This window comes from Variovorax sp. P4_B11 (genome assembly GCF_056402355.1).
This window is the reverse complement of record NZ_JBFUHO010000007.1, coordinates 85,022-97,999: the sequence shown is the minus strand read 5'-3', so window position 1 is coordinate 97,999 and position 12,978 is coordinate 85,022. Positions and strand designations below refer to the sequence as shown.

Annotated in this window: 10 protein-coding genes; 5 read left to right on the top strand and 5 right to left on the bottom strand. The window is 68.0% G+C overall.

Annotated features, from left to right (window positions below; genetic code table 11):
• Positions 1-38 precede the first annotated feature (38 nt).
• Positions 39-944 (top strand): MurR/RpiR family transcriptional regulator, encoded by a 906-nt coding sequence (locus AC1DYD_RS09680; protein WP_478172522.1) that lies wholly within the window; start codon positions 39-41, stop codon positions 942-944.
• 38 nt (positions 945-982) lie between these two features.
• Positions 983-3,382, top strand: coding sequence for a UvrD-helicase domain-containing protein (locus tag AC1DYD_RS09675; protein WP_478172521.1), 2,400 nt, complete (start codon positions 983-985; stop codon positions 3,380-3,382).
• 126 nt (positions 3,383-3,508) lie between these two features.
• Here the strand turns inward: AC1DYD_RS09675 and AC1DYD_RS09670 are convergent, their stop codons facing one another.
• The 3 genes from AC1DYD_RS09670 to AC1DYD_RS09660 are packed head-to-tail and all read right to left on the bottom strand — an operon-like array spanning position 3,509 to position 5,750.
• Positions 3,509-4,300: a BPSS1780 family membrane protein gene (locus AC1DYD_RS09670; protein ID WP_478172520.1), complete on the bottom strand. Its 792-nt coding sequence runs from the start codon at positions 4,298-4,300 to the stop codon at positions 3,509-3,511.
• A gap of 9 nt (positions 4,301-4,309) precedes the next feature.
• Entirely contained in the window at positions 4,310-5,362 is a 1,053-nt protein-coding gene (locus AC1DYD_RS09665; RefSeq protein ID WP_478172519.1) for a homoserine kinase, read from the bottom strand.
• Positions 5,363-5,369: 7 nt separating this feature from the next.
• Positions 5,370-5,750 (bottom strand): hypothetical protein, encoded by a 381-nt coding sequence (locus AC1DYD_RS09660; protein WP_478172518.1) that lies wholly within the window; start codon positions 5,748-5,750, stop codon positions 5,370-5,372.
• A 98-nt stretch (positions 5,751-5,848) separates the two neighbouring features.
• Here AC1DYD_RS09660 and polA point away from each other — a divergent pair, with 98 nt between their 5' ends.
• From polA to AC1DYD_RS09645, 3 genes are all read left to right on the top strand, one after another.
• Positions 5,849-8,641, top strand: coding sequence for a DNA polymerase I (gene polA / locus AC1DYD_RS09655; RefSeq protein ID WP_478172517.1), 2,793 nt, complete (start codon positions 5,849-5,851; stop codon positions 8,639-8,641).
• Positions 8,642-8,827: 186 nt separating this feature from the next.
• The gene (locus tag AC1DYD_RS09650) at positions 8,828-10,120 is read left to right on the top strand and encodes a M20/M25/M40 family metallo-hydrolase (RefSeq protein WP_478172516.1); all 1,293 of its coding nucleotides are present in this window, start codon (positions 8,828-8,830) and stop codon (positions 10,118-10,120) included.
• Positions 10,121-10,283: 163 nt separating this feature from the next.
• Positions 10,284-11,186: a LysR family transcriptional regulator gene (locus AC1DYD_RS09645; protein ID WP_478172515.1), complete on the top strand. Its 903-nt coding sequence runs from the start codon at positions 10,284-10,286 to the stop codon at positions 11,184-11,186.
• A gap of 30 nt (positions 11,187-11,216) precedes the next feature.
• Here AC1DYD_RS09645 and AC1DYD_RS09640 read toward each other — a convergent pair whose 3' ends face one another.
• Entirely contained in the window at positions 11,217-12,122 is a 906-nt protein-coding gene (locus tag AC1DYD_RS09640) for a 2-hydroxy-3-oxopropionate reductase (RefSeq protein ID WP_478172514.1), read from the bottom strand.
• Positions 12,123-12,146: 24 nt separating this feature from the next.
• A complete protein-coding gene (gene hyi, locus AC1DYD_RS09635) occupies positions 12,147-12,926 on the bottom strand; it encodes a hydroxypyruvate isomerase (protein ID WP_478172513.1) in 780 nt (259 codons plus the stop codon).
• Positions 12,927-12,978 lie beyond the last annotated feature (52 nt).

Genomic DNA, 12,978 nt, shown 5'->3' with positions numbered 1-12,978 from the left:
TCAGACGATTCTGAAAATGTCACTCTGCAATCGCACTCATGCTCCTGACAGAACGGCTGGTGTTCCACGCGTCATCCCTCACGGCCAGCGAACGTGGCCTGGCCGACGACCTCCTGCGCCACTATCCCGACGGCTTGCTGGATTCCGCCAGTGCGATCGCGATGCGCGCCGGCACCAGCGCGTCCACCGTGGTGCGCCTCGTTTCCAAGCTGGGGTATGCCAGCCTGGCGGAGGTCCGGCGCGAGGCACGCTCCGAGGTGACAGCACTGCTGCAGACGCCCGCGCAGCGCGCCACGGCCACGATCGGCGGTGATCGCAGCCTGGCCGAATGCATCGACGACGCCCTGTTGCACGACCAGCACAACATCGCCGCCACGCGCCAGTCGCTGGACATGTCGATGTTCGAGGGCATGGTGAATGCCATCGCCGGCAGCGAAGGCCGTCTGTTCGTGCTGGCGGAGAAGAACAGCGTTCCGGTGTCGACCTACCTCACCACCCACCTCAACCTGTGCCGCCCGCGCGTGCAGGACCTGGGAGCGGGCGCGCCGTTCGCGGTGGACCGCCTGCTGTGGATCGAACCGAAAGACGTGCTGCTGGTGTTCAGCATCCGTCGCTACTCCAGCGGCGCCCTGCTGGCGGCCCGCCAGTTCCGCGAGCAAGGCTGCACCGTGCTGGCCCTGACGGACAGCGCGGCCGCGCCCGTGGTGGCGCAGGCCGATCACTGCCTGGTCGTGGGCACGGCGAACGCGTCGCCCTTCGATTCGTACACGGCCGCCTTTTTCCTTTGCAATGCACTCGTCTCGGCCGTCGCGCAGCGGCGGCAGGTGCAGGTCGGCGAGGCGCTGCGGCGCCAGGATGCGCTGTGGCAGCGCGTCGAGTCCGACGCGGTCGATGGCCTGTACCGCGCGCCGTCCACCCCACGAGGCCGGCGTCCCAAGACCTGAGGCGGCCGCTGGCAGGGGCACCTTCCTACAATGGGCGCATGCTCCCCCATGACTTGTTTTCTGGCGCGCCCGAGGCCACGGGCCATGCGCCTGCAGCGTCGCCGCTGCTTGCCAACCTGAATTCGGAACAACTCGCCGCCGTCACGCTCCCGGCCGGCAACGCCCTGATCCTGGCCGGCGCCGGTTCCGGGAAGACGCGGGTGCTCACGACCCGCATCGCCTGGCTGCTGCAGACCGGCCAGGTGTCGCCGGGCGGCATCCTGGCCGTGACCTTCACCAACAAGGCGGCCAAGGAAATGATGACCCGGCTGGGCGCCATGCTGCCGGTCAACGTGCGCGGCATGTGGATCGGCACCTTCCACGGCCTGTGCAACCGCTTCCTGCGCGCCCACTGGAAGCTCGCCAACCTGCCGTCCACCTTCCAGATCCTCGACACCCAGGACCAGCTCTCGGCCATCAAGCGGCTGATGAAGCAGTTCAACGTCGACGACGAGCGCTTCCCGGCCAAGCAGACCCAGTGGTTCATCGCCGGCGCCAAGGAAGACGGCCTGCGACCGCGCGACGTCGAGGCCCGCAGCGACGACGACCGCAAGAAGATCGAGCTCTACCAGTTGTACGAGGAGCAGTGCCAGCGCGAAGGCGTGGTCGACTTCGGCGAGCTGATGCTGCGCAGCTACGAACTGCTGCGCGACAACGACCCGGTGCGCGAGCACTACCAGCGGCGCTTCCGCCACATCCTCATCGACGAGTTCCAGGACACCAACCGGCTGCAGTACGCCTGGATCAAGATGCTTTCGGGCACGACGGCCGAAGGCCGCTTCACGCCCAACGACAACAGCGTGATCGCGGTCGGCGACGACGACCAGAGCATCTATGCCTTCCGTGGCGCGCGGGTGGGCAACATGGCCGACTTCGTGCGCGAATTCGACGTCTCGCACCAGATCAAGCTCGAACAGAACTACCGCAGCTACAGCAACATCCTCGATTCGGCCAATGCGCTGATCAGCCACAACACCAAGCGGCTGGGCAAGAACCTGCGCACGGACCAGGGCCCCGGCGAGCCGGTGCGCGTCTACGAATCCACCAGCGACTTCGCCGAGGCGCAGTGGATGGTCGAGGAGATGCGCCAACTGGTGCGCGACGGCATCGACCGCAAGGAAATGGCCGTGCTCTACCGCAGCAACGCGCAGAGCCGGGTGATCGAGACGGCGCTGTTCAACGCCTCGGTGCCGTACCGCGTGTACGGTGGCCTGCGCTTCTTCGAGCGGGCCGAGATCAAGCACGCGCTGGCCTACCTGCGCCTGCTCGAGAACAAGGACGACGACACCAGCTTCCTGCGCATCGTCAACTTCCCGCCGCGCGGCATCGGCGCCCGCAGCATCGAGCAGTTGCAGGACGCGGCCCGCGCCGCCGGGCGCTCGATGCACGACGCGGTGAGCGCCGTCGGCGGCAAGGCCGGCAGCAACCTGACGGCGTTCGTGGCCCGGATCGACGTGCTGCGCGAGCAGACGCAGGGCCTGTCGCTGCGCGAGATCATCGAGCTGGTGCTCGACCACAGCGGCCTGATCGAGCACTACAAGGCCGATCGCGAGGGCGCCGACCGGATCGAGAATCTGGAAGAACTGGTGAATGCGGCCGAAAGCTTCGTCACGCAGGAGGGTTTTGGCCGCGACGCGGTGGCGCTGCCGGTCGACGAGCTGCGCCAGTCGCCGGCCAGCCAGGGGCTGGACCCGAACCGGCCGCTGCTCGACGAGCCGCTGGCGCCCGACGCCGAGACCGGCGAAACCCTGAGCCCGCTGGCCGCCTTCCTGACCCATGCGGCGCTGGAATCGGGCGACAACCAGGCCCAGGCCGGCCAGGACGCTGTGCAGCTGATGACGGTGCATGCGGCCAAGGGCCTCGAGTTCGACTGCGTATTCATTACCGGCATGGAAGAGGGCCTGTTTCCGCACGAGAACTCGATGAGCGACAACGAGAGCCTCGAGGAAGAACGGCGGCTGATGTACGTGGCGATCACGCGCGCGCGCCAGCGGCTCTACATGAGCCATTCGCAGACCCGGATGCTGCACGGCCAGACCCGCTACAACCTCAAGAGCCGCTTCTTCGACGAACTGCCCGAGGGCGCGCTCAAATGGCTGACGCCGAAGAACATGGGCTTCACGCCTTCGGCCTTCGGCTACGGCGGCGGCTACGCGACCACGCGGGGCGGCGCCGGAGCTTTCAGCAAGGACAGTTTCGCCAGCCCGCCGGTCCCGCCGCAGAAGGCCGCACCTTCGCACGGCTTGCGCTCGGGCATGCAGGTCTTCCACAACAAGTTCGGCGAAGGCACCGTGACCGCGCTCGAAGGCAGCGGCGACGACGCCCGCGCGCAGGTGAATTTCCCGCGCCACGGCATCAAGTGGCTGGCCCTTTCGGTGGCCAAGTTGACCCCAGTCTGACGCCGAGGCCGGCGCAGCCAGGCCCGTTGGTGAAACACCGCGGAACCGGCTTCGCCGGGCCGCTGGTGTTGCCCCCCGGTAGGGGGGTGGGCGGCTACACGCAGTGAGCCAACCTGGGGGGCGAGTCTATTCCGTGAAACTGTCCCTGAAGGTGAACCAGGTGCTGGTGAAGAACATCGCGGCCATCACCAGCGCGCCGCCGATCATCAGCGCACCGCCGATCGTCGCGGCGCCTTCGCTGGCCATGGCGCCGACCGCCACCAGCAGGCTTGCGAGCAGGCTCAGCACGATGCCGGCGCCGATGAAGACGCCGAACCAGGCCAGGCCGAAGACGGTGAGGGCGCCGAAGTTCTTGAAGCAGGCCACGAAGCTGAAGAACAGGCTCTTGGCCGGCGGCACGCGGTGCCAGTGGACCAGCGCCGGCGCATGCCAGAAGGCCAGTGACAGGGGCAGGTAGAGGCCCATGGCGATCCACAGCGCGACCTGGAATTCGGTCGATTCGGCCAGCTCCCGCGTCAGCGGGCCGCCGAGCAGGTAGACGCGGGCGAACTGGCCGCCGTCGGCGAGCGCCGAGATCGCCATCACGCCCAGGAACAATCCCGCGTACAGGGCACCCAGCACCGCCATCGGCCGGATGTCGGCGCGCACCGCATTCAGCGCCGCCAGGAACACGGTGCCCGCGGGCGGTTTCTCGGGGCCGGAGGCCTGCTGCGCGGCCGCCATGAGGCCCAGCGTCATGGTCGGCAGCAGCATCAGCGCGAGGGCGGCCCCGATGAGCGGCAGTTGCGAGGCGATGGACACCATCGCCATGAAGAAGAAGAACAGCGAGATGAAGGCCAGCGGCTGCTTCGCGAAGGCCTTGAGCCCCGCGCGGACCCAGAGCACGCCGGTGCGTGCAGGTACGAGGTTGAGTTTCATCGGGTCCGGTCAGGCAGCCAGCGCGTTGGCGCCGGGCGCAATGTCGACAATGTCGAAAGTGGCGTGGGCGCGTTGCCGCAGCACGCGCTCGAAGTGGGCCGGGTCATGGGCCTTCAGCATGCTGGCCTCGCGCGGCAGGTGGAAATCCCACAGCCGCGAGATCCAGAAGCGCAGCGCCGCGGCCCGCAGCATGGCGGGCAGCAGTGCGCGCTCGGCGCCGGTGAGCGGACGCACGGTGCCGTAGGCGGCCAGCAGGGCGTCGGCGCGGGCGGCATCGTGGCGGCCGGTGGAAAGCTCGATCGCCCAGTCGTTCAGGCACACGGCGAGGTCGAACAGCCAGCTGTCGGCGCCGGCGAAATAGAAATCGAACACGCCGGTGAGCCGCGGCGCGTCGGCGCTGGCGTGGGTGTCGAACATGGCGTTGTCCCGGAACAGGTCGGCATGCACCGGCCCGCGCGGCAGCGCCGCATAGGCCGAGGATTCGGCCACGTGGTTCTGGTAGGCCAACTCGCTGCGCAGCAGCGAGCTCTGGGCGGCGCCAAGGTAGGGCAGCACCACCGGTGCGGTGTCGTTCCACCACGCCAGACCGCGCAGATTGGGCTGGATGCGAGGGTAGTCCCGGGCCGCCAGGTGCATGCGGGCCAGCAGCCGCCCGAGTTCGGCGCAGTGCGCTTCCGACGGGGCCAGTTCGCTCTTGCCGTTCAGGCGCTGGACCACCGCCGCCGGCTTGCCGGCCACCGTGTGCAGCAACTCGCAGGGGGCGTTGGCCGGGATCGACAGCGGATGGCCCTGGGGCGGCGCGACGGCCGGATCGGCCACCGGCTCGGGCACCGGGATGCCGCGGGCCGCCAGGTGCTTCATCAGGCAGAGGTAGTAGGGGAGCTGTTCGGCGCCCAGGCGTTCGAACAGGGTCAGGACGAACTCGCCGGACTCGGTGCTGGCGAAATAGTTCGTGTTCTCGATGCCGCCCTCGATGCCCTTGAGGGCGGTCAGCGGCCCCAGGCCCAGGCGCTGAACGAGCGCGTCCGCCTCGTCGAATCCGACTTCCGTGAAAACCGCCACTGCGCGCTCAGAACTTGAAGACGTTCCACCAGACGCGCGAGCCGCCTTCGCCCGCGCTGGAGTCGGACTGGCCCTGGTTGCGCACGCGTTCCTCGGCGTTGGGCATGACCTGGTAGGCCGGGGCGTTGTTCTTGGGCTTGACCGTGATGTCCTGGGTCTGGCCGCCGACGCGCAGCTCGTCGATGGTGGCGCCGCTGTCCTCGGTGCGGATGCGCTGGATCCGCTGGTTCTGGCGGCCGGCCGCCTTGTCCGGGTCTTGCTGTTCCTGGGCGGGCGCCGGGGCCGGGGGCGCCGGATCCTGCGCAAAAACGACAGCCGAGGGCGCGGCGCAGGCCAGCGCCAGCGTGGCGAGGCGGGCGCGGCGAACGAGGAGCAGGGAGGAGGACATGATTTGGATTGTAGGTCCGTGACCGGTTGGGGGATAGAAGCATGTGCCGAACTTTTCCGTCTTCGGGAGCAGGCCGCGCGGCACGGCAAAATGCCTTGATGACCGACAAGAAAACGCTGCTGCTCGTCGACGGATCGAGCTACCTCTATCGCGCCTTCCACGCGATGCCCGATCTGCGCGCCGTTCCCGGCGACAACAGCAGCCCGGCCACCGGGGCCATCCGCGGAATGATCAACATGATGCAGGCGCTGCGGCGCGAGGTGAGGGCCGACTACGCGGCCTGCGTCTTCGACGCCCCCGGCAAGACCTTCCGCGACGACTGGTACCCCGAGTACAAGGCCAACCGGTCGCCGATGCCGGACGACCTGCGCAGCCAGGTCGAGCCGATCCACCGGGTGGTCCGGATGCTCGGCTGGCCGGTGCTCTGCGTGCCGGACGTCGAGGCCGACGACGTGATCGGCACCCTGGCCCGGACGGCGGCGAGCCAGGGCATCGAGGTGATCGTCTCGAGCGGTGACAAGGACCTGAGCCAGCTGGTCGACGAGCACATCACGATCATCGACACCATGAACGGCAAGAAGCGCGACGTGGCGGGCGTGACGGCCGAATTCGGCGTGCCGCCGAGCCTGATGATCGACTACCAGACCTTGGTGGGCGACACCGTGGACAACGTGCCCGGCGTCGAGAAGGTCGGCCCGAAGACGGCGGCCAAGTGGCTGCTCGAATACGGCTCGCTCGAAGCCCTGATCGCCCGCGCCGCCGAGGTCAAGGGGCAGGCCGGCGAGAACCTGCGCCGCGCGCTCGAATGGCTGCCCCAGGGCCGGCGCCTGGTCACGATCCGCACCGACTGCGAGCTCGGCGAGCACGTGAGCGGTCTGCCGGCGCTCGATGCGATCGCGATCGGCACGCAGCAGACCGATGCGCTCAAGGCGTTCTACGAGCAATACGGCTTCAAGAGCCTGGTGAAGACGCTCGAGGCGCATGCGGTGCCGCCCGAGCTGGTCGGGCAGACCCCGAAGCGCAAGGGCGCCGAGGCCGGTCCGGACCTGTTCAGCGACCCGGCCTTCGAGGCCGCCGAGAAGGTCAGCAACCTGGCCTACGACACGGTCATGACCTGGGAGGCCTTCGACGCCTGGCTGGCGAAGATCGAGGCCGCCGAGCTGGTCGCGCTCGACACCGAGACCACCTCGCTCGACGAGCTGCGCGCCGAGATCGTCGGCCTGAGCTTCAGCGTCAAGCCCGGCGAGGCGGCCTACATTCCGGTGGCCCACAACTACCCCGACGCGCCGGCGCAGCTGCCGCGCGAGGCGGTGCTCGAGAAGCTCCGGCCCTGGCTGGAGAACGGCGCGAAGAAGAAGCTGGGCCAGCACGTCAAGTACGACCGCCATGTGTTCGCCAACCACGGCATCGAGGTGCGGGGCTATGCGCACGACACCATGTTGCAGAGCTATGTGCTCGAAGTCCACAAGCCGCATGGCCTGGCCAGCCTGGCCGAGCGCCACCTGGGCCGCAGCGGCATCGACTACGAGGACCTGTGCGGCAAGGGCACGCACCAGATCTCCTTCAGCCAGGTGGCGATCGACAAGGCGGCCGAATATTCCTGCGAGGACTCCGACCAGACGCTCGACGTGCACCGCGTGCTGTGGCCGCGGCTCGAAGCCGACGAGAAGCTGCGCTTCATCTATGAGCTCGAAATGGCCTCCAGCGAGACGCTCTACCGCATCGAGCGCAACGGCGTGCTGATCGATGCGCCGACGCTGGCGTCGCAGAGCAACGAGCTCGGCAAGCGCATCATGGCGCTCGAGCAGGAGGCCTACGAGCTGGCGGGCCAGCCCTTCAACCTCGGTTCGCCGAAGCAGATCGGCGAAGTGTTCTTCACCAAGCTCGGCCTGCCGGTCGTCAAGAAGACCCCGAGCGGCGCGCCGAGCACCGACGAGGAGGTGCTCGAGAAGCTGGCCGAGGATTTCCCGCTGCCGGCGAAGATCCTTGAGCATCGCGGGCTGTCCAAGCTCAAGGGTACCTACACCGACAAGTTGGGCCTCTTGGCCAATCCGCGCAGCGGCCGCGTGCATACGCACTATGCGCAGGCGGTGGCGGTGACCGGGCGGCTGTCGAGCAACGACCCGAACCTGCAGAACATCCCGATCCGCACGCCCGAAGGCCGGCGCGTGCGCGAGGCCTTCGTGGCACCCGCGGGCCACGTCATCGCGAGTTCCGACTATTCGCAGATCGAGCTGCGCATCATGGCCCACATCAGCGGCGACGAATCGCTGCTGCGGGCCTTCACCGAGGGCATCGACGTCCATCGCGCGACCGCGGGCGAGGTCTTCGGCGTGCCGGTCGACCAGGTGTCGAGCGAGCAGCGCCGCTACGCCAAGGTGATCAACTTCGGGCTGATCTACGGCATGAGCAGCTTCGGGCTGGCGCGCAACCTGGGTATCGAGACCAAGGCCGCAGCCTCCTACATCGAGCGCTACTTCGCGCGCTACCCGGGCGTGAAGATCTACATGGACGAGACCAAGGCGCTGGCCAAGGAGAAGGGCTATGTGGAGACCGTGTTCGGCCGCCGGCTCTACCTGCCCGAGATCAACTCGCCCAACGGTCCGCGCCGCGGCGGCGCCGAGCGGGCTGCCATCAACGCGCCGATGCAGGGCACCGCGGCCGACCTGATCAAGCTCAGCATGGTCAAGGTGCAGCAGGTGCTCGACGCCGAGCAGCGCGGCACGAAGATGATCATGCAGGTGCACGACGAACTGGTGTTCGAGGTCCCCGAAGAGGAAGTCGAGTGGGTCCGTACCGAGATCCCGCGCCTCATGGCGGGCGTGGCGGACCTCAGGGTTCCGCTGCTCGCGGAAATCGGCTTTGGTCCCAACTGGGACAAGGCGCATTGACTATTGCTCGCCCCCAGGGACGCCTCGAGTCGCTGCCAGAGGCAGCGGCTCTTCGGAGCCGTCCAAGCCTGCGCAGGCAGGCTTGGAGCCGCGGCTCCTCAGCCCCCTGCCGGGGGCAACACCAGCGGCCCGGCAAAGCCGGTTCCGCGGTGTTTCTGGAATGGTTTTTTTGGAGATTTGAGTTTGATGAAGAATGCAATCGCTTTCGCTCGCGGGGGCTTCGCGCTCGCTGCGCTCGCCGCCGCATGCACCTTGGCGTCGGCCGCCCCCGACGAGCGCATCGCCGCGCTGGCCGCCAAGGAGAAGTCCGCGCTGCTCGAGACGCTGAACCAGTTGGTCTCGATCGAATCCGGCAGCCGCGATCTCGAGGGCCTCGACAAGATCGCCAACCTGATCGCCGACAGGTTCCGGGCGCTCGGCGGCCAGGTCGAGCTGATCGATCCCTCGGCCGAGGCCTACCGCATGGAAGACACGCCGGAGAAGATCGGCAAGGTCATGCGCGCGACGTTCAAGGGCACGGGCACGAAGAAGATCATGCTGATCGCCCACATGGACACGGTCTACCAGATCGGCATGCTGAACAAGCAGCCCTTCCGCGTCGAGGGTGACAAGGCCTATGGCCTGGGCATCGCCGACGACAAGCAGGGCATCGCGGTGATCGCCCATACGCTGGCGCTGCTCAAGGCGATGGACTTCAAGGAGTACGGCACGCTCACGGTGCTGATCAATGGCGACGAGGAGATCAGTTCGCCCGGCGGCCGCCAACTGATCACGCGGCTGGGCGGCGAGCACGACGTCGTGATGTCTTACGAAGGCGCCCCGGTCCAGGGCGACAAGCTCTCGCTGGCCACCGCGGGCATCGCTTCGGTCACGCTGAACGTCACGGGCAAGGCCTCGCATGCGGGCTCGGCGCCGGAGCAGGGCGTGAATGCGCTGTACGAGCTGTCCCACCAGATCCTGCAGATGCGCGACCTGTCGGACCCGGCGACCGGTCTCAAGATGAACTGGACCATTTCGCGCGCGGGCAGCAACCGCAACGTGATCCCGGCCAGCGCCACGGCCGGCGCCGACGTGCGGGTGCTGAAGGTCAGCGACTACGACCGCATCGAACAGCAGGTGCAGGAGCGCGTGAAGAAGCAGCTGATCCCGCAGGCCAAGGTCGAGATGAAGTTCGAGCGTCGCCGTCCGCCGCTCGAGGCCAACGATGCCTCGCGTGCGCTGGCGCAGCATGCGCAGCAGATCTACAAGGCGCTGGGTCGGGAGCTGGGCGCGGACGACAAGGTTGCCGGCGGCGGCACCGATGCGGCGTTCGCGGCGCTCAAGACCAAGGCGGCGGTGGTCGAGCGCTTCGGCCTGCAGGGCTTCGGCGCCCACTCGGCCGACGCCGAGTACGTGCTGGTCGATTCGATCGAGCCGCGGCTGACCCTGTCGGCGCAGCTGATCATGGACATCTCGCGCGGCAAGGTCGCTGCGCCCTGAAATGAAACACCCCCCGAAGCGCCTGCGGCGCCTCCCCCCTCAAGGGGGGCGATACCGGCGGCCCGGCAAAGCCGGTTCCGCGGTATCCCTGGCATTTGGCTACGCCAGTTTCATGCGCCGCGGGTCACGCGATCTTGGGGCGGCCCGGCGCAAGGCCTGATCCATGCGCCTGCGCCACATCGAGGTCTTCAACGCCATCATGCTCACGGGCAGCGTGAGCGCGGCGGCGCGCCTGATCAACATCACGCAGCCGGCGGTCAGCCGCACGCTGCAGCATGCCGAGATCCAGCTCGGCTTTCCGCTGTTCCAGCGTGCCAAGGGCCGGCTCACGCCGACCACGGAAGCGCTGGCGCTCTACCCGCACATCGAGCGGCTGTTCGCGCAGCTCGACGAAGTGCAGCGGCTGGCCGCCAACCTGCGCACGGCCAGCGATGCCGGCGAGCTGCGCATCCTGAGCGTGCTGGCGCTGAGCTACGAGGTGCTGCCGCGGGCGCTGAAGCGCTTCCGGGCGCAGCACCCATCGATCGCGGTGACGCTCGAATCGCTGCATTCGCCGCAGATCATGTCGGCCTTGCTGCTGCAGGAGGCCGATGTCGGCTTTGCCTTCAGCCCGGCGGTCCATCCCTCGCTGACGCAGGAGGCGCTGGCCGACAGCCGCATGGTCTGCATCGCGCCCAAGGGCCTGCTGCCGCGGGCGCTGCTGCGCAACGGCTCGGTGGCCCTGCACGACCTCGTCAAGCTGCCGGTGGTCGGCCTCGACAGCCGGGACCCGGTAGGCACCAGCCTGAGCCAGGCCTGCCGCCAGGCCGGCGTCGGCTTCCAGCAGGCGGTCGTCACGGTGCAGACCTACCATGCGGCGCTGGCGATGGCGCACCATGGCCTGGGCGTCGCGCTGGTCGACGGCTGCACCGCGAGTTCGGCGGACCGCGGCAAGGTCGACGTGTTGAGGCTGGAGCCGCACATCCCGGTGCCGATCCGCGCCCTGCGTTTCGCCGGGCGGCCGGATTCGGTGGCGGTGCGCAGCATCACGCGCTTCATGCGCGAGGCCATCGAGGAGATGAACTAGGCAGGGCACGCGCGAGGGATGCGGCGGCAGCTAGCCCAGCTCTCCGGCCACCGGGTGCTGCGCCATCGCCTCCAGCGCACGCACCAGCGCCGAATGGTCTTCCTGGCCATGCCCTAGTGCCGCGCAGGCGTTCATCAATTGCGCTGCGCTCGCGGTCTGCGGCAGCGCCACCCCCAGCGCGCGTGCGCCCTGCAGCGCCAGGTTCAGGTCCTTCTGGTGCAGTGCGATGCGGAAGCCCGGAGCGAAGCTGCGCTTGATCATGCGCTCCCCATGCACCTCGAGGATGCGCGATGACGCAAAGCCGCCCATCAGCGCCTGCCGCACTTTCGCCGGGTCCGCGCCGGCCTTGGATGCGAACACCAGGGCCTCGCCCACCGCCGCGATGTTGAGCGCCACGATGATCTGGTTCGCCACCTTGCAGACCTGGCCGTCGCCGACATTGCCGACCCGCGTGATGTTCTTGCCCATCTTCTCGAGCAGGGGCCGCACGCGCCCGAAAGTGCCTTCATCGCCGCCGCACATGATCGTGAGGCTCGCTGCCTTCGCGCCCACCTCGCCGCCCGAGACCGGCGCATCGACATAGCCGCAGCCCAGATCGGTGATCCGCTTCGCGAACGCCTTCGTCGCGATCGGATCGATCGAACTGCAGTCGACCACCACCTTGCCTTTGGACAATCCCTCGGCCACGCCGCCTTCGCCGAACAGCACCTTCTCCACGTCCGGCGTGTCCGGCACCATGATGAAGACGATGTCCGCCTGCCGTGCCACCTCCGTGGCCGACGCGCAGACTTCCGCCCGCGAAGCCAGCGGCTGCGGCACGTCGCCGCGCGTGTTCACCCAGAGCTGATGGCCCGCGTCGAGCAGGTGGCCTGCCATCGGCGCACCCATGATGCCGAGGCCGATGAAACCGATTTTCTGTGCGTTGGGTTGCGTCATTTCGCGAGTTGTCCTTGTCCTGAATTACTGGGTGAGCGCCGTGCGCCATCCGAGGCCGTCGACCGTCGTGCCGCGCGGCTTGTATTCGCAGCCGATCCAGCCGTCATAGCCCAGCGAATCGATGTGCTTGAAAAGCCACGGGTAGTTGATCTCGCCCGTGCCCGGCTCGCCGCGCCCGGGGTTGTCGGCCAGCTGGATGTGGCCGATGCGGGCGATGTTCTTCGTCAGCGTGTTGCCGAGTTCGCCTTCCATGCGCTGCGCGTGGTAGATGTCGTACTGCACCCGCAGGTTGGGCGAGCCCACTTCGTCGATCAGCGCCAGCGCCTGGTCGGTGCGGCTCAGGTAGAAGCCCGGAATGTCGAAGGTGTTGATCGGCTCGATCAGCAGCCGGATGCCGGCACCCAGCAACTCCGTGGACGCGAAACGCAGGTTGTCGACCACGACCTTGCGCGCATCGGCAGGCGTGACGCCCTCGGGCAGCTTGCCGAGCAGGCAGTTGACCTGCGGACATCCCAGCGCCGTGGCGTAGTCGATGGCGCGCGCCACGCCTTCGCGGAACTCGGCCACCCGGTCCGGATGGCAGCCGATGCCGCGCTCGCCGGCCTCCCAGTTGCCGGCGGGCAGGTTGTGCAGCACCTGAGCGAGGCCGTTGTCGCGCAGCGCGGCCGTCAGTTCTTTCTTCTCGTAGGCGTAGGGGAACAGGTATTCGACGGCCTTGAAGTCGGCCTTGGCGGCGGCCTCGAAGCGCTGCATGAAAGGCAGCTCGTTGAACAGCATCGTCAGATTGGCAGCAAACTTGGGCATGTGTGTCACTAGTCAGTTGAGGACAGAGCAAAAACTGCTGCGCAGTTTCTTG